Annotated in this window: 18 protein-coding genes; 10 read left to right on the forward strand and 8 right to left on the reverse strand. The window is 54.2% G+C overall.

Features of this window, described 5'->3' with window-relative positions; all coding sequences use genetic code 11:
• Nucleotides 1-43: 43 nt before the first annotated feature.
• Nucleotides 44-277 carry a hypothetical protein gene (locus tag DTL42_RS05340; protein WP_114367628.1) on the forward strand — a complete coding sequence of 78 codons (234 nt, stop codon included), beginning with the start codon at nt 44-46 and terminating at the stop codon, nt 275-277.
• A gap of 88 nt (nt 278-365) precedes the next feature.
• On the opposite strand, the gene DTL42_RS05345 is transcribed toward DTL42_RS05340, so the two are convergent.
• Nucleotides 366-1,373 (reverse strand): hypothetical protein, encoded by a 1,008-nt coding sequence (locus tag DTL42_RS05345; protein ID WP_114367629.1) that lies wholly within the window; start codon nt 1,371-1,373, stop codon nt 366-368.
• A gap of 218 nt (nt 1,374-1,591) precedes the next feature.
• On the opposite strand from DTL42_RS05345, the gene DTL42_RS05350 reads away from it, so the two are divergent.
• The 3 genes from DTL42_RS05350 (at nt 1,592) to DTL42_RS05360 (ending at nt 4,080) form a co-directional block, all read left to right on the forward strand.
• Nucleotides 1,592-1,828: a hypothetical protein gene (locus DTL42_RS05350; protein WP_114367630.1), complete on the forward strand. Its 237-nt coding sequence runs from the start codon at nt 1,592-1,594 to the stop codon at nt 1,826-1,828.
• 325 nt (nt 1,829-2,153) lie between these two features.
• A complete protein-coding gene (locus tag DTL42_RS05355) occupies nt 2,154-3,137 on the forward strand; it encodes a transglutaminase-like domain-containing protein (RefSeq protein ID WP_158545242.1) in 984 nt (327 codons plus the stop codon).
• Complete coding sequence (locus DTL42_RS05360) at nt 3,130-4,080, forward strand: transglutaminase-like domain-containing protein (protein ID WP_114367632.1); 951 nt, start codon at nt 3,130-3,132, stop codon at nt 4,078-4,080. The genes DTL42_RS05355 and DTL42_RS05360 overlap by 8 nt, the downstream gene beginning before the upstream one ends.
• Nucleotides 4,081-4,138: 58 nt before the next feature.
• Here the strand turns inward: DTL42_RS05360 and DTL42_RS05365 are convergent, their stop codons facing one another.
• Both DTL42_RS05365 and DTL42_RS05370 read right to left on the reverse strand, forming a co-directional pair.
• Complete coding sequence (locus DTL42_RS05365; protein ID WP_114367633.1) at nt 4,139-4,645, reverse strand: peroxiredoxin family protein; 507 nt, start codon at nt 4,643-4,645, stop codon at nt 4,139-4,141.
• A 251-nt stretch (nt 4,646-4,896) separates the two neighbouring features.
• Complete coding sequence (locus DTL42_RS05370; protein WP_114367634.1) at nt 4,897-6,777, reverse strand: TlpA family protein disulfide reductase; 1,881 nt, start codon at nt 6,775-6,777, stop codon at nt 4,897-4,899.
• Between the two features lie 285 nt (nt 6,778-7,062).
• Here DTL42_RS05370 and DTL42_RS05375 point away from each other — a divergent pair, with 285 nt between their 5' ends.
• Nucleotides 7,063-7,530: an excisionase family DNA-binding protein gene (locus DTL42_RS05375; protein ID WP_114367635.1), complete on the forward strand. Its 468-nt coding sequence runs from the start codon at nt 7,063-7,065 to the stop codon at nt 7,528-7,530.
• A complete protein-coding gene (locus tag DTL42_RS05380) occupies nt 7,527-8,102 on the forward strand; it encodes a PIN domain-containing protein (RefSeq protein ID WP_234824079.1) in 576 nt (191 codons plus the stop codon). The genes DTL42_RS05375 and DTL42_RS05380 overlap by 4 nt, the downstream gene beginning before the upstream one ends.
• Here the strand turns inward: DTL42_RS05380 and DTL42_RS05385 are convergent.
• The 3 genes from DTL42_RS05385 to DTL42_RS05395 are packed head-to-tail and all read right to left on the reverse strand — an operon-like array spanning nt 8,099 to nt 11,162.
• Nucleotides 8,099-8,908, reverse strand: coding sequence for an SDR family oxidoreductase (locus DTL42_RS05385; protein WP_114367636.1), 810 nt, complete (start codon nt 8,906-8,908; stop codon nt 8,099-8,101). The two genes, DTL42_RS05380 and DTL42_RS05385, sit on opposite strands and share 4 nt — an antisense overlap.
• Nucleotides 8,905-9,771, reverse strand: a complete 867-nt coding sequence (locus DTL42_RS05390) for an LOG family protein (protein ID WP_114367637.1) — start codon at nt 9,769-9,771, stop codon at nt 8,905-8,907. Before DTL42_RS05390 ends, DTL42_RS05385 begins: the two co-directional genes overlap by 4 nt.
• On the reverse strand, nt 9,768-11,162 hold the full coding sequence (locus DTL42_RS05395) for an MBL fold metallo-hydrolase RNA specificity domain-containing protein (RefSeq protein WP_114367638.1): 1,395 nt from the start codon (nt 11,160-11,162) through the stop codon (nt 9,768-9,770). Before DTL42_RS05395 ends, DTL42_RS05390 begins: the two co-directional genes overlap by 4 nt.
• A gap of 160 nt (nt 11,163-11,322) precedes the next feature.
• Here DTL42_RS05395 and DTL42_RS05400 point away from each other — a divergent pair, with 160 nt between their 5' ends.
• The gene (locus tag DTL42_RS05400) at nt 11,323-12,222 is read left to right on the forward strand and encodes a hypothetical protein (RefSeq protein WP_114367639.1); all 900 of its coding nucleotides are present in this window, start codon (nt 11,323-11,325) and stop codon (nt 12,220-12,222) included.
• Nucleotides 12,223-12,236: 14 nt separating this feature from the next.
• Here the strand turns inward: DTL42_RS05400 and DTL42_RS05405 are convergent, their stop codons facing one another.
• Nucleotides 12,237-14,894 carry an AMP-binding protein gene (locus tag DTL42_RS05405; protein ID WP_114367640.1) on the reverse strand — a complete coding sequence of 886 codons (2,658 nt, stop codon included), beginning with the start codon at nt 14,892-14,894 and terminating at the stop codon, nt 12,237-12,239.
• Nucleotides 14,895-15,342: 448 nt separating this feature from the next.
• Between DTL42_RS05405 and DTL42_RS05410 the strand changes: the two genes are divergently transcribed.
• The 3 genes from DTL42_RS05410 to DTL42_RS05420 all read left to right on the forward strand — a co-directional run bounded on the left by DTL42_RS05410 (nt 15,343) and on the right by DTL42_RS05420 (nt 19,169).
• Nucleotides 15,343-16,314 (forward strand): proline racemase family protein, encoded by a 972-nt coding sequence (locus DTL42_RS05410; protein WP_114367641.1) that lies wholly within the window; start codon nt 15,343-15,345, stop codon nt 16,312-16,314.
• A gap of 55 nt (nt 16,315-16,369) precedes the next feature.
• A complete protein-coding gene (locus DTL42_RS05415; protein WP_114367642.1) occupies nt 16,370-17,608 on the forward strand; it encodes an NAD(P)/FAD-dependent oxidoreductase in 1,239 nt (412 codons plus the stop codon).
• Between the two features lie 124 nt (nt 17,609-17,732).
• The gene (locus DTL42_RS05420) at nt 17,733-19,169 is read left to right on the forward strand and encodes a sulfatase (protein ID WP_114367643.1); all 1,437 of its coding nucleotides are present in this window, start codon (nt 17,733-17,735) and stop codon (nt 19,167-19,169) included.
• On the opposite strand, the gene mutS is transcribed toward DTL42_RS05420, so the two are convergent.
• A complete protein-coding gene (mutS, locus tag DTL42_RS05425; protein WP_114368013.1) occupies nt 19,170-21,764 on the reverse strand; it encodes a DNA mismatch repair protein MutS in 2,595 nt (864 codons plus the stop codon).
• Nucleotides 21,765-21,988: the final 224 nt, after the last annotated feature.

A 21,988-nucleotide genomic window follows, 5' to 3' on the forward strand; every position in this document is an offset into this window, starting at 1 on the left:
GTTCATGACGAACCGGTCGCCGACTTGGTGGAGACTTCCAAGGATGGAAACGAAACGCACCTGGATTCAAACCACGTTGTACTCCGGTCTCGGATGTCTCGCGTTGTTGGCCGGCACCGGTTGCCAAGTGGACGTCGGTGGCCAGACACTACCGAGCCCGTACTACATTTCCGACGACGTACAGTACTACGCGGAAGGCCCGGAATTTGTGCTTCAACGCGAAGCAGATGCCCTAGAAGCCAGCCGTGCCGAAGAAGCGGCCCGCGAAGGCAAATAGTCGGTCCCGAGCCGAAATCGATCAATCGAACACCGTGCCGCAAGGATCTCGCAGCGCGGTGTTTCCATGCGCCGGAAAAAGCTTGCTCTTATAGTTCTTTCCACTGTAAATAGTCGCGGGCACGTTCCATCACGCAGTAGGCACAGACGACGTTATCCCAACTGTGCTCTTTGCCGAGGACATTCGCTGCGTTGACTTGCTCTACCTTCTTGCGCTGCTCACTGGTTAATGCAAAACCGATGTAACCGGCGGCCTGGTCTCCTCTGCGCCGAGAGGCCAATTTGTAGTGTTTTAGAACTCGATCACAACTATTGAACGCGTTGTAGAGACGATCGACCACGTTCAGCGCTTGGCCATGGTGCCCGCCTGGCCAGATCGCACAAGACGAGACGCCGGCGGAAAACAGAGCTACGCGATAGCCGTGCTGGTTCGGTTCCGATTTATCGAGAACTCGGCCATGCAGTGCCCCCCCTCCCAGCAAATGACAAGCCCCGGTTACCACCCGAGCACCTAAGCTAAATGCTGAGAGCGAAACCTTTTCGGTGGTCGGCAAGGTCCGTAAGTACGAAGCCAGGTAGTAGGCGTCGTCGTCAGCCCGAACCGTATTTTGCCGCACCGAACGCAACGCAGGCTTCTCTTCCTGAGTTGGCCACGACCAAATCACGTGGCGGACTTTCTGGTCCATCGGAAGATCGCGTGTTAGCTCGTGGTACATCTCCCACCCGCGCCGCTGGGCCCAGTAGGAATTCATCCAATTGCCATGCACGTAAACACTAGTCAGCCCCCCCGGGGATTCTGCCTCGGTGAGTTCCTTCCAATCGATAGAAACCCATCCTTCTCCGACAACGAAATGCCAGATCTGAACTTTTTCGAAAGGTAGTTCCCAGCCGCAACCGCCAGGTAAGCAGCGTGTGGAAATCATATAGACTTCGTCGCCAGGACGTGGCGTGTGACAGTGGTATCCACACGGATAGCCATCCACGCTTTCGCGATAGCCTGATGAATCGGCTAAGACGTTGGCAGTGGTAACAACCAATAACAACAGAGCGAACAGGCACGTCCGAAACGGCAAGCGAGGAAAACTAGTAGTGTTCATCAAAGTCGTTGGCTTAGGGGGGAGTTGGACGGTTAGGCAATCCAGCAAGGTAACTCTATCACGCAATTAGAGCGCTGTGGTGATTTTTTTCAACATCGATGTTGCCAGAAATTCTCAGGTTGAATTTGCACATCGTTAATTGTGGGGTAGTGTTCGGTAGCCAAGACATTTCCCATTTTCATTTCCCCAGTCGCAACGTTCCCATGAGGTCGAATCCCATGAAGCGCTTTACGCTTTTGCTGACGTGCGTGGCGATTTTCGCCGCGACCGCCGGTTGCCGCTGCGGGGGTAGCATTTTCAACTGGCGATCGAGCAACGAAGGTTGCTGCGGACCTGTTGAATCGATCAGCCCTGCAGTAACGTCTTATGATCCGGCTATTACGTACGATGAATCGTACAGTGGGCCTTCCATGGCCGTTCCAGTGGAAGCACTTCCACCGGCGCGAAATAACTAAGCCATCTAAGAACCGAGCCGCCTGGATTTTGATGCATTAGGCATCCCAGGCGGCTTTTTTTGTTTCTTGCCGCTCAGTTGGCTTAGGCTTACACCTCGTTTGACTGGTTTTCTGCCGGGCCCGTTCTATCGATATAATCTCCCCAACCATCGCGGTTGCCATAGCCATCCTCGTTTTGGCAAACTCTTTTAGATAGCTACCCCAGATTACCCAAATCGGTAGCAAGTGACTAAGATAAAGTAAGAGCGGTGGGTGAAGGAACGCTTACCCGTCAACGCTCAAGGAAGACGATGGCCCAATGTTCTTCCAACCTTGCCCGAGACTTATGCCGCGCTCAATCTTCGCTCTTCGTATCCGTAAACTCTTTGTCCTGTTGGCCCTGCTCTGCCCTGGCAGTTTGTGGGCCCAGTTCGACAATGTCCAGCCAGAAGAAGCCAAATCAGAGGCCGTGCTGGGAACCTCGAAAACAACCAAGTACCAAGTCGGCGTCAAAATCCAAGCCGTTGGCGGTCCTTGTGCCGGTTTAGTGGCAACCATTCCCGTTCCGGCAGACTGGCCCGAGCAAACCGTGCGGCTGGCCAGTGAAGAGATCTCGCCCGAAGTCCAGCGGGTTGCCTACCGAATGGTCGAAGGAACCGTCAAAGAGATGATGATCTCAGTTCCGCGGCTTAATCCAGGTGAAACCGCCGTGGCCTTAATTACGGTGGAAGTAGAACGCCGCTCGGCTTCTCCTCCGACAGATACCTCTGGTTTGAAGATCCCTAAACGCATGCCACTGGCGTTACGGCGCTATCTCGGCGCAAGCCCTTACATCGAATCGCGCCACGGCGAAATCCGCTCTGAAGCCAAAAAATTGACGCGTGATGTCGAGGATGACTGGAAAAAAGTGGAAACGATTTACGACTGGGTCCGCGAAAACGTCACGTTCACTTCAACCAAACCCACCAACGCCATCACAGCACTTCGCACGAAGACGGGTGATTTTGAAGACGTGACCGGGTTGTTTGTAGGAATGTGTCGTGCGATTGATGTCCCGGCACGCATGGTCTGGATTCCCAATTCCGCCTATGCCGAGTTCTACTTGGAAGACGCGGAAGGCGTCGGCCATTGGTACCCCTGCCGCTTGGCTGGAGCCCGAGCCTTTGGCGAGATGCCCGATCATCCTCCCATTATCCAGAAAGGGGACAACTTCCGCCTACCAGACCGCAAAGATCCGGTTCGCTTTGTGAATGAGAAGTTGAGCGGAAAAGCCGTACGTGGCGGAGGCAAGCCGCGCGTGGAATTCGTGCGTGAGGTGCTCGGTGGTTAAGCAGCTTTGTCTGGCAGTCGTTGGCACGTTCTTGGTTTGCACCTCGGCCCTGGCTCAGTTCGGGGCAGTGGAAAGCCAAGCCGATGCCGAGACCTTTGAAACGGGCTTCAAGCTCGAAGTGTTCGGTCCCACGGTGGGCGTCGCGGCGACCTTCCCGGTGCCAGCCGAGTGGGAAGACCAGAAGGTGAAGTTCGTCGAGCAGGAAGTTTCGCCGAGTAGCGCCACGGTTCGCTTTGTCGACATCGACGGAACACGTCAGGCCCGGGTCGACATCCCTCGCTTGGCCGCTGGCGACACGGCTCAGGTTTTGTTGCGATACGAGGTTCAGCGTGATCCGATCGTTGCTCCGACCATGCCTAACGATCTCACAATTCCCGATTCACGCAGTCTTGATCGCCTACAGCGTAAGTTCCTGTTACCAAGCCCCTTGATTGAAAGCCGCGATCAGCAGATCGTCGAAACGGCTAAGTCCCTGGCAATGGATGGGGGAACAAGTTGGGACCAAGTCAAAGCGTACTATGACTTCGTCCACCAAAATGTCACCTATGAAAACGGCCCCATGAAAGGAGCCGTGGCGGCATTGAACGATGGCCGGGGCGACTGCGAGGAAATGACAACCCTGTTCGTGGCCTTATGTCGTGCCGGCAATGTACCGGCTCGCACTGTTTGGGTGCCTGGCCATTGCTATCCAGAGTTTCTCGTCAAAACGGCAGACGGAGCCGATCGCTGGGTCGCCGTCGAAATGACCAACGACTTTCCGTTCGGACAATCGCCAGAGAAACGCCCCATCTTGCAAAAAGGGGATAACTTTCGCCTGCCGGGCAATCGCAAGTCGCAGCACTACGTCAAGCAGGAACTCGTGATTCGCGACTACAAAGGGACAACCGCTCCGGTAATCACCTGGCTGCCTCCTCCTGGCAAAGAACCCCCTCCGGCCCAATAGCAAACTCGCTGGAATCGCTTCGTTGCCTCCAGCGAATTCGTTTCCTCTTGGTCTAATACTACTTGCGTAGTTGCTTCAAGATTTCGTCCCCCATCGGACGATCGGGCTTGGTACCATGCAGAATGGTAACGATCTTTCCCTCTTCGTCCAAAATGTAGGTATCGAATCCTTCTGGGCTATAGGCCCCGGTCTTCTCCGCTTCCAGATCGAGTGCGAGCGGCATAGTGGCTTTCGTTTTTTCACGAATCTTCTTCAGCCCCTCCGCCCCGGTCGCTTCCTCTCGGAAGATAATCAGCAGTTCAGCCCCTTCCGCTTTGATATCACCGTAGTGCTTCTGCAGATCAACCACTTGCTTCATGCAAAACGGGCACCAGTTGGCTCGGTTGAAGGTGATGACAAGCTTCTTTCCCTTGAAGTCAGATAGCTTAACAGGCTCGGCAGATTCGCCATCTAAGGTAAACGCAGGGGCTTCATCCCCCACCTTCAACTCAGCCGCATTTACTTGCGTGCCAGCCAACAGCAGGAAACAAAGACTTGATCCGATCAACCACTTAAATAGCATCATGAACTCCTTGGACTGGGAAACTATTGATGTCTGCGCGTGCAACTCAACATTGGGACGGTCCGATTTGCCACGAATCCGGGGCTTCCGTTGGTCGCCCCTGTTGGATTCATGGCGCAAACCTCAATAAACGTCTGGCAGACAATTATAGAATCCCATGTCCCCTACCCTCGAACCGTAGCCTGCTTCACTAAGGCAAAAAAAAGGCCGGATGTTAACATCCGGCCTTTTCGCAACTTGCGTTTCTTAGGTTATTAACGAACTACCTTCAAACTCACATCTGAGTCGGCAGTCGCAGGGGGCGTTTGCCCAGCAGGAGGCGTCATATTGGCCGCCGGCGCAGGGGCAGCAGGCGTTTGCGTCATGCCAGGAAGCGGGTTCGATAAAGTTTGGACACCGCCTGACCCTTGATTCAGGACACTTTGCAGCAGTTCTTCCAAACGAGGACCACGTGGGTTGATCTCAACGACGGTTCCATCCGGACCAACGAAGACCAGAAATGGCAACGCTTCGACACCGCAGCGAACCGCATTGGGGTCTTTGAATCCGGTATTGTCCGGATCAGCACTCACCACCGTAGGCCAAGGCAAGCTGTTCGCTTGGAAAAACGCGGCGCGGGCCCGAGGATCATCATCCAGGTTCACGCTAACTACTTCAAAGTTCTTGGAACGGTACTTCTGGTAAACCCGCTTGATCCCTTCCATCTCTTCAAGACAGATCGGGCACCAAGTCGCCCAGAAATCGACTAGAACCCACTTTCCTTTGTACTGACTCCAATCGAACGGGACACCGTTGATCGTGTTCCCCTCGACCACAAACGGCTTAGCAATTAAACCGGTACGCTTTTGGGCATTGCTCACCGAGGTTGCCACCGACTGCACGACTTGAGGATCTGGGTGATTGCCGTAGAACTCTTGCATGAGTCCAGCAATCCGCCGAGCTAGGTTCATCTTGCCGTAGTCTTCCATCTGCATTTCGATGGTCGACATCATTTGTAGCGGTTCGAGGTTATCTTTCGGTTTGGTCGCAACCCAATTGCGGATGTTGGTCACCAGGACGTCTTCTTGTGACTCGTCGCCATTGGCGGCAGCCATCATGGTGCCCACAATTCGGTACTGCAGAATCATGTCGTCCAAGTCTGTGGCCCGCTCGGCGAGCGCCTGATCTTTCGCACCGGTGAACGACTTCTTCATCATCTCTAGGATTGCCACGGCGTTTTCGGTGTGTCCCATGCGGGCAAAAACAACCGCAGCATTCTCAGCCACCCCAAAGTGCATGATGTCGGCATTGGGATCTTCGATGATGTACTTCGAGTCTTCCATCACCGGCTGGAAAAGCGATTCTTCCCCCGAGGCGAACTGGGCGAGCATTTGCTCGAAGAGGAACAAACGCGCGAAACGAGCGACATTCGGATCTTTGGTCGCCGCAATGCCTTGAGCAAATTGAATTCGCTCTTGGGCGATTTGATTGGCCTGATCTGGCAAAATTTGAATGAGCATTTCGTAGGCGTTGAACTTGAACTGCACCGCAGCGCGGCGTTGTTCCGAGGTTGCCCCTGGGGCCGCCAACAACTTGTCGCCGGCATTCAACACGTTCGAGTAAACGCGAGTCGCAAACCGACGCAACTCTTGCGGCGAAGCATTGTTGGGGAACGGAACCGCTGTTAGGTCGTTCATGTAACTCAGCAGTTGTTCTGGCGTTCCGTTGGGAACGTTATCCAGGTCCATCTGGGCGGCAAGTTCCGCCGGAGTCATCGGAGGCGGCAATTCTGGTTGACCCGCAGCTGCGTTGACCTGCATATCGGCACTACCTGCCGGAGCTTGCGCCACCTGAGTTTGAGGCTGGGCGGCTTCTGTTTGGGAATAGGCCGACACTGGCGAGGTCGTGCCCATCGGAGGCTGCGTCGATGGTTGTGCTGGGTTGACATCCGCCGCACTCATTCGCGGGGCAGCAGCAACCTCAACCGAAGCGGGGCTAGAAGCGGCTGGTGTGGCCGATTCGCCGGTGTTTTTTTGCTCGATACTAACGGTCGGCGGAGTTGCCTCACCACCACCGCATCCTGTAAATGACAATCCAGCGGCTGCCAGCACAGCAGCCGACCAGTAACCGTGGTTGACCAACAATCGAACTCGCATGGAACACTTCCTGATGAAATTTTCGGATCCTTCCCGATGCACGCGGAAAGTCGCGGCGGAATTCTAGAGTATTCCGGAAATCGATACAGCGCCGATTTTCCACTCGTTTGCTATCAACCGCATTCCTTCCACTCAGTTACCTAGAACAGTGTTAACGGAACCTAATCGTCCCCTAAGTCGAATTCTTCCGTCGCTTAATCCAATTTCGAGTATTTCGAGCATTTCTTCCGTTTCGAGCAAGGCTATAATTCTCTTGAATACTCACAAAAAAGCGAGGCAAATCGAATGGCATCACAAATCCCTTCTCACTTTGAAATGGTGACCCCCAACCAGGCAGATGCCGAACTTGCCCGTGAATCAAGTCGTTCGCTTGCTGCTTGCAAATTGCCCCCAGGCACGGGGATTCGCCTACGTTTGGGAGACGACGACGACGGGGAATCGATTGTTGTTCCGGCTTCGGCTTTCCGGCTTTTCCAGAACTTGCTAACGGAAATGTCCCAGGGCAATGCCGTTACTTTGGTCCCAACCCAGGCGGAACTCACCACACAACAAGCCGCAGATATCTTAAATGTCTCGCGGCCGTATCTGGTTAAACTATTAGACGAAGGAAAGATCCCTTCACGATTGGTAGGCCAGTATCGTCGCGTTCGCTTGGATGACCTGATGGTCTATAAGAGCCGAGATGACAAGGCGCGCAATGATGTTCTTGATCAACTCTCTGCCGACGCCCAAGACCAGGGAATGGGCTATTGATCACTCCCCCTGTCACCGTTGTCTATGACGCGAACATCCTTTATCCGGCTCCGCTTCGCGACCTGTTTATGAGACTTGCTCATGCAGGACTAGTTCGTGCTCGGTGGACAGAAATGATCCATGACGAGTGGATTCGAAGCGTTCTTAGAGACAATCAAGCTACGTCGCTGGCACGTCTTACGAGAACCAAAACGTTAATGAACCAAGCAGTGCGCGATTGCCTTGTCACCGGTTACGAAGAATTAATTCCTTCGCTCACCTTGCCTGATCCGAACGACCGGCATGTGTTGGCGGCAGCAATTCATTGCCAGGCAGAAGCAATCGTCACGTTCAATCTCAAGGATTTCCCCACGGAATATCTGGCGTCATTTGGTATCTCGCCAGTTCATCCCGACAACTTTCTTACAGAATTAATCGTCACCCAACCGGGCCCCGTTTGCGCTGCACTCAAGAGGCAACGCGAAGCTCTTCGCAATCCTCCGTTCACAGCTAAGGAACTGCTCGACACCTTGGCTGCTCAAGGATTAATCCAATCGGTCTATCGACTGCGTCCATTTCAAGAGCTTCTTTAATCGCTTCTCTCATGCACGCTAGCATCAAAAAACTGGCCGCTGAAGATTGTGCGGCCACCGTCCACAGGCAGGCAAACCCCGGTTACAAATGGGCTTTCAATTAAGAACTGCACGGCTTGAGCGACATCTTCGGGGTCTCCGAGACGTTTGACCAATGTGGCGTCGATTGCCGCTTGGCGTTTGGTTTCACTGGCATCAGGCGGAAGTAGGACCTGGCCAGGCAGAACGGCATTCACCCGAATGGCCGGATTGAGGGCGGCCAAGTCAATCGCCAAGCTGCGTGTCAGCGTTGGCAGAGCCCCTTTGCTGGCGATGTAAGCCGAGTAATCCTTGCAGGGGCGCACGATCGACCAATCGGCGATGTTGATGATCGCACCCCCTGTTTCTTGCTCGACCATCCGCGCCCCTGCCCAGCGACAACAGTTGAGAACCGAAAACGTGTTGATATTGAATAGCGATTGCACATCTTCAGTATTCAGTTCACTAAGTGGGGTGGGAAAGAAGATCGAAGCGGAGTTGACCAACACATCGATGCGACCAAAGTACCAGTGAACTCGTTCGATAAGTTCCTTAACTTCGGCTTCCTTGGAGAGGTCGGCCTGAAATGCATTGGCTTCGGTCCCCTGCCCTTTCAGCTCTTCCGCAAAGTCTTTCGCTTCGTCGACAGAATGGTTGGCATGCACCGCAATCCGGTAGCCGCCAGAAGCCAGGTGCTGGGCGATTGTACGCCCTACGCGTTTTGCACTACCGGTGACAATGGCCACCGGACTAATGTCACCAAAAGTTCGTTGCTTACCGCGACTCATGGCGCAATCACCTTCGCTTCTGGGTCAGCTTCGTGGAACTTGGTAATGATATTCCATGCTTCGCTGGGGGAATCGGCAAAGTTCAGCAGCTTCAGATGTTCATCTCGAATGACCGCTTCATCGGCGAGAAACTCAAAATTGATGGCATTCTTCCAGTATTCTGTTCCGTACAAAATAATGGGGATTGCCTGCATGCGGTCGGTTTGCCGCAGGGTCAGGGCATCGAATAGTTCGTCGAACGTGCCGAACCCACCCGGAAAAACGACCAACGCCTTGGCCCGCATGAGAAAGTGCATCTTCCGCATGGCAAAGTAGTGGAACATAAAGCATAACCCCGGCGTAATGTACGGATTGGGGTGTTGCTCTTCGGGCAGCGTAATATTGAGGCCGATCGAAGGTGCTCCCACGTCGTATGCCCCACGATTGCCTGCTTCCATGATGCCAGGCCCACCCCCAGTTACCACCACATAGTCGTAACGGTCGTTATGGTAGGAATGCTGCGAAACCAAACTGGCAAACGCTCTGGCTTCGTCGTAATATTTCGATTTGGCCAGTTGACGTTCGGCCCTGTGGATAGACCGTTGTAGTTCAGGACGAGTTCCTTCTTTCTGTTGCTGCTCCTTAAGCTTATTAAGCTTAGCCTCCGCCTGAGAGCGTTCGACGATTTGGGTTCCGCCAAACAAAATAATTGTCGAGTTGATTTTCTGCCGGGTCAGAAATTCTTGTGGCTTGGTGTACTCCAACTGTAGCCGGACACCACGCATCGATTCGCCGGCGAGAAAGTCGGTATCGTTTTGGGGCAAGACATAGCTGGGTGAATTGATAATCTGCTCTAGGTTTTCTTCTTCATGTTTGGGCGTCATGTAAGCTCCTCAAGATCAAACGATTCTCCCATCCGCGGAATGATGGTGCGAAAGCCGAAACGTTGTCGCATGAGGCCAGAAAGTACCGTGGCGCTCTCAGGCTCGCCATGCGTTAGAAAAACAAGTTTCGGCTTCGGCAGGCCGGAAACCCATTGCAATAATTCACTTTGCCCGGCATGCCCACTTAAGCCTGAAACCGAAGCCAAATGGGCGTTTACCGGGACATCTCGCTTATGAATCCGAACCGTGCGATGCCCTTCTTGAATCTGTCGCCCTAGCGTGCCAGCTGCCATGTAGCCACCAGCTAACAACGTGTTTTGTGACCAGGGCAAACGCTGCCGTAAATGAAACAAGATCCTGCCTCCGGTCATCATGCCGGAAGAAGCAATAATCACAGCGGGGCCTTTCACTTTGTTCAGTTTGCGCGAATCGGCGCTGCTGCGAACCATATGAACGTTCGATTCGTTTAGCACGCTGCTGGGGCCATTTAGACGGCCTTCCGACAAGTCGAGATCTTCGGCGAAGTCGCGAAAGATCTCCGTCGCATCGACCGCCATGGGGCTGTCGAGGTAAATAGGAATTTTGGGAATCTTGCCGGCGTGAATTAAGACCTGCAACAAGTAAATCAATTGCTGAGCACGACCGACAGCAAACGAGGCCATCAAGATGACTCCGCCCCGTTCGATCGCCTCGTTCATGGTCGTTTCCAGCGAGTCAAGTACGTCACCTTGCGGGTGATCGCGATCGCCGTAGGTGCTTTCGCAGATGAAAAAGTCACAGCGTGGAGGCTCATGCGGATCGTGATACAACGGCGCATTGTAACGACCGACATCTCCTGAGAAGAGCAACCGGAGTGGCGGATCTTGGTTGCGGATCTCGACTTCTATCATGTTCGAGCCCAACAAATGCCCGGCATCGTGGAAGCGAATCCAGATTGGATCGGCAGCCTCGTGCCACTCTTCGCGCGGCAGCGCGGTGAGTTGCTTGATCGTCTTACGAGCGTCCTTCGGGTCGTATAACGGCAAAGCAGGCTTATGCTTCGAGAGCCCTTTTCGATTAAAATACTCGGCATCTCGTTCCTGGTTCTCAGCCGAATCGAGCAGCAACAACTCCGTCAAACGTTTCGTTCCTGGCGTACACAATATCGGACCGTGATAGCCTTCTTTCACGACTCGTGGCAAGTAGCCGGTGTGGTCGATATGAGCATGCGTCAGCACGATGCGATCTAACGAATCGGCGTGAAACGGCAGCGGATCCCAGTTTCGTAGCCGTAGTTCTTTCAATCCTTGAAACATTCCGCAATCGATCAGGACTTTCGCGTCATCGGCCTCCAACAAATATTTGGATCCCGTGACCGTTTCCGCCGCCCCGTGAAACGTCAATCGCGTCATTTGACTTCCTTTTTTGTCCTGTTGCCTAACTCCTGATATACCCTAATCTGGACGAACCAGGAATCATTTACAATGGGCCTCGCGCTACCTTCCCATCATTGCTCCCCCAGCAATCCGGCAGACCGTTACCTAATGCAGGGGAGAACAAGGAAACGTTATCATGTTTCGCGATAAAGACTATCTGCTAACCGACGAAGGCTTGATTTTTAATGTCCTTGGCGACCAACACACTGCTGGCCTGGTAACGGCCGGGCTCAAATATACCCAAGGAAAAAAGTGGCAAGACACTTATGTTGCTGCGATGGCCTATTTGCAAAAATCCTTCCCGCAGTTCGTCACCGATCGGATTGTTGTCCCGGTTGATAAAATCCAACAACATCTCAAGCCACTTAAACGCACACGTCAACTGCTCGCCCAACGTGACAGTCAGCCCCCCCGGCTCGCCCAAGCAATCGACTTAATCGAGATCTTAGCGGAACATTGCGAGGTTCCGTCTTCCGAGATCGGTCTGACCGATTCACTGCTATGGGGAGAAGGGAACGACAACTCCGATATCGATTTGGTCATCTACGGACAAACGGTCATCAATCAGTTTTTAGCGAAAAAGGAAGCCCTTTTTCAGTTTGAGGACATCCTGGAAATCGATCCTGCTCATATCCAGCGTCCTCCTTTCATCAATGATCGCACGTTCCAAACCATTGCCAACCGAAAGGGAAACCAAGGAACCTATCGGGGAACCCGCTTCACGATTCGAGGCGTGCTCACCGACGAAGAAATCTTATTCGCCACCGAAAGAACATCTCCCTTTCAAGCGACCGAATCGATGAAGTTAGAATGGGAAATGGAAATCACCGGGCGGAGTGAAAGCCTCTTTTTTCCGATCGCATACGAAACCAGCGAAGCCGTCCCCCTCGTAACCTACCATGTCGGCTACGAAATGGGCTTCCAGCCTGGGGATAAAGTGCGGGTGGCAGGCACCATGGAAACCAGTGGCGAGCTGCAACGTCTGTTAGTCGGCTCGCTGAGCGGCAAGCAGGAGTTCATTCAGCTTGTGGATTAGTTGCCCCCAGCCGGTTAAGACTCGGCAACCATTTCGCTCTCGGATTCAATCCAGCTTCTTAGCTCTCGATAGTTGGTTTTACCGGTTCCCAGTACCGGAATCGCCTCCACTTGGCGAACTTCGTCCAAACGCATAATCCCTTGAAAACCGGCCTTTTTCAGCAGGTCGTTTGCTTCGCGGAGCGTGATCTCTTGGGTGGTGAACAAGACGATGCAGCGTCCTCCATCCTGTTCGACCCCTTCCACGGCGACCTGGGGCCCCTCTTCGTCGGCAGGATATTTTTCACTGAAAGGGGCTTCGAGTGCCGGTAAGCTAACCATCTCGCCACCGATCTTCAGGAAACGCTTCAAGCGCCCACGAAACTGAATGAATCCATCTTCATCCTTCGACACCAAATCGCCCGAGTTGTACCAGCGATGCCCGGCTACTTCGAGAAACGGCTGCGGTGCGTCGTACTTGTAATAGCCGTTAAACACCGACGCCCCACGAATCAGCAGCAAGCCGGTTTCGCCTTGTGACAACGGTTGGTGTGTCTCGGGATGAACGACCATTGTCTCGACACAATGGATCGGCAAACCAATGGTGCCTGGCTTGTTATGCCCCGGCTTGTTGCCAGAAACCACCGGGCTGCATTCGGTAATTCCGTATCCTTCCAACAAATCGAGTTCGGGCAAGATTTTCATGGTTTGCTCGAACAACGAAGCTGGACACTTTTCCGCCCCGACCATCACCAAACGCAGCGAATTGAGTTCGCCAGGCTCGCTACTGCTGACAATGTACTGCAGGAAAGTGGGCGTCGTGAAGGTAAACGTTGGCTTGTAGGCCGCGATAATCCGAGCCAACATACGCGAGTCGGTCGGGTCGGCGTGATGCACCACCCGAATACCAGACAATAGAGGCATCAGGGCGGCGGCTGTCAGACCAAAGCTATGAAACGGCGGCAGGAAACCTAGCAGCGTATCGCTGCGATGGAAATCCATGTGGTCGATTCCCCCTCGCATATCGGCAATCAAATTCCGATGCGAAAGAGGAACCGCTTTCGGCTGACTTTCAGAGCCCGAGGTAAACAAGATAACCGCCGGATCATCTGGATTGGGCTGTGGAATGCTTTGCAGGAACGAGTTTGGCGCGACGTAGGTCGCGATTAGCGTTTGCAGTTTTTCCCAGGTCGAAATTCCTTCTCGAACGTCCTCTAGGTAAAACATCTCGACGCCGTCGAGATCGATCCCCAAGCGGTCCATGAAACGCTTCGAGGTAACCACGTGCGAAACTTCGAGCTTCTCGGTCGCGTGTCGCAGGCCAGCCGGACCGGTTGTCCAGTTGAGCATCACCGGCAACTTGCCAGCCATCAAAGCGGCGAGCACCACCGAATCGGCCGCCACCGAAGCTGGCAACATAATGCCAACCGAGTTTCCTTCTAACTTGGCAATCCGCTTAGAAAGCAGCGTTGCTCCGACTAACAGCTTGCGATAGCTAAGTGCACCGGAAAGCGTATCGGCCACGGCAGTATGATTGGCACTTTGTAAGGCTCGCCGCACGAAGGCCTCGGCGATCGTTTCGGCCAAGACTTCAGGGTGATTGGTGCTTGGCTTCTTTTCGTCATCCCAGCCATCGGGCACCTTTAACGGTTCCTCGTCAGTTGTGGCTTTGCCGGCTGCCAGCAAGCAAAGTTCCCCTACGGTTGCCGGTACATGATCACTCCGAAAGCCAAACTGGCGTTCCAGTTCCAGGGCCAAGTCCATTCGCTCCAGGCTATCGAGCCCCAAGAGATCGAGCGTTGTGCCTGGCTCTTTTTCCCGATCTTCCAGCTTACGGTCGAGCCGCTGCTCTAAGATCTCGTGGACTCCCTGAATGGTCGACTCAGGGACCTCTCCCAGATCGACCGATCCCTTGCGTTTGACCGATTCGTAATCGAAATCGCGGGGCCCAAACAGGTAGCTATAAGGAACATACTTGGCCGCTTCGCCACCGTCGGCATTGTAGAAGCTTTCCAAGTAATGATTCAGCGCCGTCTTGCTTTCCATCGGCAAATCGGAACGGTCGACCGGATGAACTTCTAGAATGACTTTACGCTTGGGCAAAAAGAAAATAAGCCCAGCGAGTATCCACAGCAAAGAAGCCAAAGCGTTACGCCCCAGGTCAGGCACATCCCCTTCCTGCGCACAACCAAAGCGGCTTCCCCACAAGCCGCGTGTTCGGATAAGCACGACGTTGACCTTGTCGTCGGCGCGTTCCAACAACTCGTAAGCAATGCGGGCCCCGCCCACAATCTCGTATCCTTGTCGCTGCAAACGACCGCTGGGGTAAATCAGAAAGCTTTCCCCTTGATTCAATTCCCCCGAGACTTGCTCGATCAATTGTGTTGTCTTGGCATGTGCATCGCGACTATGCGATTTCAAATTCGGCACCTCGTAGGCGTCGATTACGTTCATCAGCGGATAGAACAGCGGGCTGCGGTATGTGTCGGTAAAGACCAAAGGTCGCAGCGATTTACCGCAGCGCAAATGGCTCAAGACTATCGGTGGATCGACGTAAGCCGGATGGTTCGGCAAGACCAGCACGGGGCCTTCGAGCGATTCCAACTTTTCGAGCCCAAGCACCTCGACATCGTAGCGACGATGCAGCAGACGACGGAGGACAAAATAAATAAGGGCCTGAATCCACTTACCCATGACGAATACCTGTCTTCGTAGAACTTGTTAACCTTCTACGATTTACGCGGGAAAAGATTTATGGAGGGTCAATTGTGGTCGTTGAAAAGACTATCCTGACGTCACTCTATGCCGAATCCCAAGCTTCTGAAAGGCGGATTAATCCGAATTTTATGGGAAAAAGAGAACCAGTCGCCAACGCACAGCCTAGGAAGCTGCCCTAGGACAACCACCACCATCCCTGGTGGGTCCCATTAGCCAGTAATAGCTTTCGCTCAAACAGAACCAAAATCAGGTCTGCATCCGTAGGGCATGCCTGGCTCAAAATGTTGTGCTTCTTGATTCCCGGTGGTTATTTTCCATCCCTCTTGTAACCGTTCCCCTGTTTCGATTTGCCCCCTCTGCGCCTTATGATATATAGCTGGACTCGTCCTCGACTGCTTTGCTTCTGCTATCTGGGAACTGCAGCATGCCTTTGCCAACTGATCGAATTGAGCTGAGCGTAATCGACTCCCACACTGGGGGGGAACCTACCCGAACGGTACTTGGTGGTACTCCACCTCTCGCTGGTGAGACAATTGACCAGCAGATAGCCGAACTGCAATCGGAGCACGATTGGATTCGAACCGCTCTTACCCATGAGCCACGAGGCTACGAGGCGATGGTTGGGGCTTTGCTGCTGCAGCCCCACAATTCGGAAGCGGTGGCCCGCGTCGTCTTTTTCAACAATGTCGGCTACTTAGGCATGTGTGGCCACGGAACCATTGGCGTCGCAGCAACCTTGGCTTACCTCGGAAACATTTCGCCGGGGGATCATTTGCTGGAAACCATCGCCGGGGATGTTGTCTTCACACTGCACGAGGACAATCGCGTTTCTTTTTCCAATGTCCCCAGTCATCGCTATCGCCAGTCGGTCGCCATCCAAACGCCTAGCTTCGGCGAAGTAACCGGAGACATCGCCTTTGGCGGCAATTGGTTTTACCTGTGCAACGATCACGGTTTAGATATCTCGATGCTCAACCTCGACCAGTTGCAACAATGCAGTCGAGAAATTCGCCAGGCGCTTGACCAGGAGAGGGTCTTTGGAGCCGATGGTGGCATCATCGACCATATCGAGCTCATCGGTCCCCCTAACCGTGAAGACGCCGATGCGGTGAATTATGTTTATTGCCCGGGTGGCGAGTACGATCGCTCGCCGTGTGGCACCGGCACCAGTGCCAAGCTGGCTTGCCTAGCCGCTGACGGCAAGCTGGCCCCCGGCGATACTTGGCGCCAGGAATCGGTCACCGGCAGCGTCTTCGAAGGCACCTACCAGACAAGCGGCGACAAGATTATCCCTCGCATCATGGGGGAAGCGTTTGTGACGGCCGAGACGAAAGTGGTGATCGATCCGATCGACCCCCTCACTTTCGGCTTTCGACACAACTTGGGGGAAAGCTAGAATTCCCTTTTCGCACCTATGCGGCTCTGACTACTGACTCGGAAAGAAGTTCATCTTGAGTACCCACACCCTTGTGATCGGCGGCGGAGTCGTCGGAACAGCGGCGGCCTATTATTTGGCCAAAGCCGGGCACGAAGTAACGATTGTCGATCAAGGACGCCACGGCGGAGCCTGCTCGCATGCGAATTGCGGCTACATTTCGCCTAGCCACGTCCCACCGATCCCCATGCCAGGTCTGATCGGTCCCACAATGAAGTCGATGCTTAGCAGCGATTCGCCGTTTTATATCCGTCCCCGCTTCTCGCCAGCGTTGTGGAGCTTCCTGCTTCGCTTTTGGTGGAACTGCAACGAAACTCAAATGAAGCATGCCGCCCGCGGCAAGCACGCGTTGCTGCATTCGTCGCGGCGGTTGTATGAAACACTTATCGAAACCGAGCAACTCGATTGCAACTGGGAAAAACGGGGCTTGTTGTTTGTTTTTCGCGAGAAGCACCACTTTGACGAGTTTGCTCCAATCAACGATTGGCTGGCGAAAGAATTCGATCTGCCGGCGGTTCCATACACCGATGGTGGCCTGCAAAAACTAGAGCCCGCCTTAAAAGACGATGTTCATGGAGCATGGCATTACGAAAACGACGCGCACCTTCGTCCCGATCGCCTGCTTAGCTCATGGCGAACGGTATTAGAACGGCTAGGCGTCAAGATTCTGGAACAGCACAAAGTCACCGCCATGCATGGCGAAGGAAACAAGCTCCGCGCCATTCAAACCGATCAAGGCGAGATTGCGGCGGATCGCTATGTTTTGGCAACCGGTTCTTGGAGCCCTTTCTTCAACCGCGAACTGGGTTGCACGCTTCGCATTCAGCCAGGCAAGGGTTACTCGATCACGATGGCCCGACCGGAAATCTGTCCCAAGATTCCGATGCTCTTGGAAGAAAGCCGCGTCGGAGTCACCCCTTTCAACGACGGGTATCGCCTCGGCTCGACGATGGAATTTGGCGGCTATGATGCCAGCATCAATCAAAAGCGTCTAGGGCTACTCAAGAAGGGCGCCAAGCTGTATCTGAAAGAGCCTTTCACCGACGAAACCTACGAAGAGTGGCATGGCTGGCGTCCGATGACCCCAGACGATCTACCTTACATCGATTTCGCCCCGAAGTACGGTAACGTGATCATGACGGCTGGACACGGCATGTTAGGACTTTCGATGGGAGCTGCCACCGGCAAGCTGGCCTGGGAGTTACTTGACAAACTTGAACCGCATGTCGATCCGAAACCATATCGCTTGCGTTAGGCAGTCATGCCGGCGGGTGGCCTCTTCCTACTCGGCAGAGGCCACGAAAGTTTGACGCCGTACGTCATGTCAGCCAAAATGGGGCTTCCTCTTTCACACCCACCCCTGAGGACGGCCCATCCTTATGCGTACGCTTCTTCTCTTGCTTGCTTTGCTAACTTCCCCTTTATTCTCAACCGCTACCCAGGCGGCCGAGCGTAAACCGAACTTTGTGTTCTTTCTGGTGGATGACCTCGGCTGGACCGATATTGGTGTTTACGGCAGTTCTTTTTACGAAACCCCAAACGTCGATCGCTTAGCAGCGACTGGTTTGCGTTTCACCAACGCCTACGCAGCTTGCCAGGTGTGCTCTCCCACGCGAGCGAGCATCATGACCGGCCGCTACCCGACCCGGACCGGTATCACCGATTACATCGGCGCCCCACAGCCGGAAGGCTGGAAACGCAAGACGACTATGCTGCCGGCCAATTACGAAATGCAGCTTGCCCTAGATGAAGTCACGATTGCCGAAGTCCTAAAACAAAACGGCTACGCCACCTTCTTTGCCGGCAAGTGGCACCTTGGCAGCGAGAAGTTCTTCCCAGAGCACCAAGGCTTCGACGTCAACCAAGGGGGCATCGACCGCGGCGGCCCGTATGGAGGCAAGAAGTATTTTTCCCCTTACGGCAACCCTCGGCTGGAAAATGGCCCCGCTGGCGAACACTTGCCAGATCGCCTGGCATCGGAAACGGTCAAGTTTATGACCGAGCATAAGGACGAGCCTTTTTTGGCTTACCTTTCCTTCTACTCTGTCCACACGCCGCTCATGTCGCGAGAAGACCTGAAGCAGAAGTATCTTGAAAAGAAGAAGACCTTAAAGCATGGTGAGATTTGGGGTGACGAAGGGGAACGTAAAGTTCGCCTCGTGCAGGAACACGCGGTGTATGCCGGCATGGTCGAAGCGATGGATCAAGCGGTCGGTAAAGTTTTAACGGCAGTCGACGACCTGGGTCTGCGAGACAACACCGTTGTCATCTTCATGTCCGATAACGGCGGGCTCTCCACCTCAGAAGGACACCCGACGAGTAACCTTCCCTTACGTGCCGGCAAAGGCTGGATCTACGAAGGGGGCATTCGCGAACCGATGATCGTCCGTTGGCCAGGCGTCACTCACGCCGACAGCGTCAGCGAGCAATATGTGAGCAGTGTCGACTTCTTCCCTACGATGCTGGAAATTGCGGGTATCGAAGTCCCTCCAGGTTTAACGATCGACGGCATGAGCTTCGCCCCGGTGCTGCAAGGCAAATCGATCGACCGTGGCCCAATCTTCTGGCACTATCCCCACTATGGCAATCAAGGGGGTTCTCCCTCGGCTGCCGTGCGCGAAGGAGAATGGAAGCTGGCCGAGTTTTACGAAGATGGTCACCTAGAACTTTACAACCTGAGTGATGACATCGGCGAACAGCACAATGTGGCCGATCAGCATCCCGAACTTGTGAAGAAGCTGCATGCGAAGCTGGAAGCCTGGCGCAAAGAAACGGGTGCCAAGCTGCCAACCCACCGAGTAACGGCATCCAAGTAGTTACTCGGCTTTCTTCCTCAGGTCACTCTGCCACTGGATCAGCTTTTGAAAAGCGTCCAGTGGCGTCATGCCACTTAAATCGGCCTGGCGGATCTCTTCGACCACTGGGTGCTCGCTCGGTCCGAACAGCGTCAACTGTAAGTCGGATTTGGGATGACGATCTCGCTTGGGTCGAATCTTCGACTGGCCTTCGAGGTCGAGATGCTCTTGTTCAAGCTGAGCCAAGATCTGCTTGGCTCGTTCGTTGACATCGTGCGGAATGCCTGCCAGGCGAGCCACGTAAATCCCGTAGCTCTTGTCAGCCGCCCCAGCGACAATCTTGTGCAGGAAGATAATCTTGTCGTCCCATTCCTTCACTGCCACGTTTAAATTCATCACGTGATCGAGCGACTGCGACAGGTCGGCCAGTTCATGATAGTGCGTGGCAAACAACGTGCGGCAACCGATCCGATCGTGAATGTATTCAACAATCGACCAGGCTAACGAGACGCCGTCGTAGGTACTGGTGCCTCGGCCAATTTCGTCCAGAATTACCAGGCTCTTGGCGGTCGCTGTGTTCAAAATTCGGGCGGTCTCGGTCATTTCGACCATGAACGTACTTTGCCCGCGTGAAAGTTCGTCGCTTGCCCCCACTCGGGCAAACACGCGGTCGACCACGCCAATGGTCGCTTCCCGTGCGGGTACGAAGCTGCCGATTTGCGCCATGATCGCGATCAGCCCGACTTGGCGAATGTAGGTACTTTTACCCGCCATGTTCGGCCCGGTGATAATCGCCACGAAGTCTTCCGCCTCGCCCCCCAGCATCGTATCGTTGGGAATAAACGTGCCCGCTTCTTCCGTCACGTCGAGCACCGGGTGACGCCCATCCACAATCGCGAGTTCCGCCCCGTCATCCATCTTCGGACGACAGTAATTGCGATCGCGGGCCAGGTTGCCTAGAGATACCAGCGCATCGAGCTGTGCCAAAGCGGTCGCCGTTTGCCGGAGCCGATCGGCGGCGGATTGCACCAGGTCGCGGAGTTCCGCGAACAAGTCATACTCTAGCGACTTCGCCTTCTCGTCGGCGCTGAGAACCTTCTCTTCGTACTCTTTTAACTCAGGCGTAATGTACCGCTCGGCATTCTTCAACGTTTGCTTGCGATGGAAATAAGTGGGAACCTTATCGCGGTGGGTGTTCGTAATTTCGATGTAATAGCCGAACACTTTGTTGAAGCCAACTTTCATGTTGGCAATGCCCGACTTCTTGCTTTCTTCGGCCTGGTAGTTAGCGATCCACTGCTTTCCGCCAGCGGCCAAGCCACGCAGTTCGTCCAGCTTGGCGTTGTAGCCATCTTGGATGTAACCACCGTCTGCAGTCGTTAGCGGGCAATCTTCAATCAACGCTGCCGCCAGTTTGTCATGAACCTCTGGGCATAGATCGATCTGGCTTTCAATCTCGCACAAAAGCTTGCTCTTCCGCGAAGTCACTTTCGCTTTGATGCGTGGTAACTTCGAGAGCGTGCGCCCCACAAAACTCAAATCACGCGGGCTCGCACGGCCTGTCGTCACGCGCGTTAGCAGCCGCTGCAGATCATATACACCAGCCAAAGCCTCACCCAACGACTCGGAAAGGGGTAAGTCGTTCTTCAATTCTTCGACGGCATCGTGTCGCTGCTGAATTTGGGCGACATCCGCCAAGGGACTCGCCAGCCACTCGGCCATCAGCCGGCTCCCCATCGGCGTACGGCAACGGTCGAGCACCGAGATAAGAGTTCCCTCGCGGCGTTGATCTCGAATCGTGCGGGTGAGTTCTAGTGACCGTCGCGTCGATTCGTCGATCTCGACGGCGTTGGTTTGGCGATATGGGATCAACGTTTGCACGTGATCTAGCGAGCCACGCTGAGTTTCCTGTAAGTAGTCGAGAATGGCCCCAGCGGCGCGAATCGCTAGCCGATCGGTATCCTCGAAGCCGAAGCCATCCAGGCTTTTCACCTCGAAGTGCTTGGTCAGCTTCTCGTCCGCCGCTTTGCCACCAAAGGCCCAAGCTGGCCGCTGCGTGTGCAGAAACTGTCCGTTGGTGTGCTTGGGGAGGGCATTGGTTCCTTCCGACAGCAAGCATTCCGAAGGCGCGATACGAGCTAGTTCGTCGGACAAACGAGCAGCACTAAAAACGCCCGCCAAAAACCGACCTGTGGAAAGCTCAATCCAACTAATTCCGGCCTGATCACCTTCGCAGAGAACGGCGGCCAAATAGTTGCTTTCCTTCGGGCTAAGCAGTGAATCATCCGTCAGCGTGCCGGGAGAAAGGATGCGAGTTATCTCGCGTTTAACGATCCCCTTGGCCTGCTTCGGATCTTCTACTTGGTCACAGATGCCAACCCGATACCCTTGCTGGATTAGCTTCGCTAGGTAGGAATCCAACTGATGATGGGGAAAACCCGCCATTGGGGTGGCGTTCTCTCCTTTGTCGCGGCTGGTGAGGGTCATGCCCAAAATCTTGGAAGCCGTGACCGCATCGTCATTGAACAGTTCGTAGAAGTCGCCCATGCGAAACAGCAGGATCGCATCGCCACAAGCATTCTTTGCTTCGTGGTACTGCTGCATCATTGGGGTCATCGCCATACTCGCACCCTATCGCTTTGCCTGCCCAACTTTTGGTGGGCTTTCGAGCCGTTTGTGACTTGCAGGCCAGCCTACGCAACAGTGCGTGGCTCCCGCGAAATCAAGAACGGTTCTAACATAACAGGCATCCCGCTTGGACTGCAGGAGGGTAGGCGATTCAGTACGATCGGCACGTCCTGGAAGAACTGGTAATCTTTCGCTAAATAGCGCCAATCGAT

Source organism: Bremerella cremea (assembly GCF_003335505.1).
Taxonomy (GTDB): domain Bacteria; phylum Planctomycetota; class Planctomycetia; order Pirellulales; family Pirellulaceae; genus Bremerella; species Bremerella cremea_A.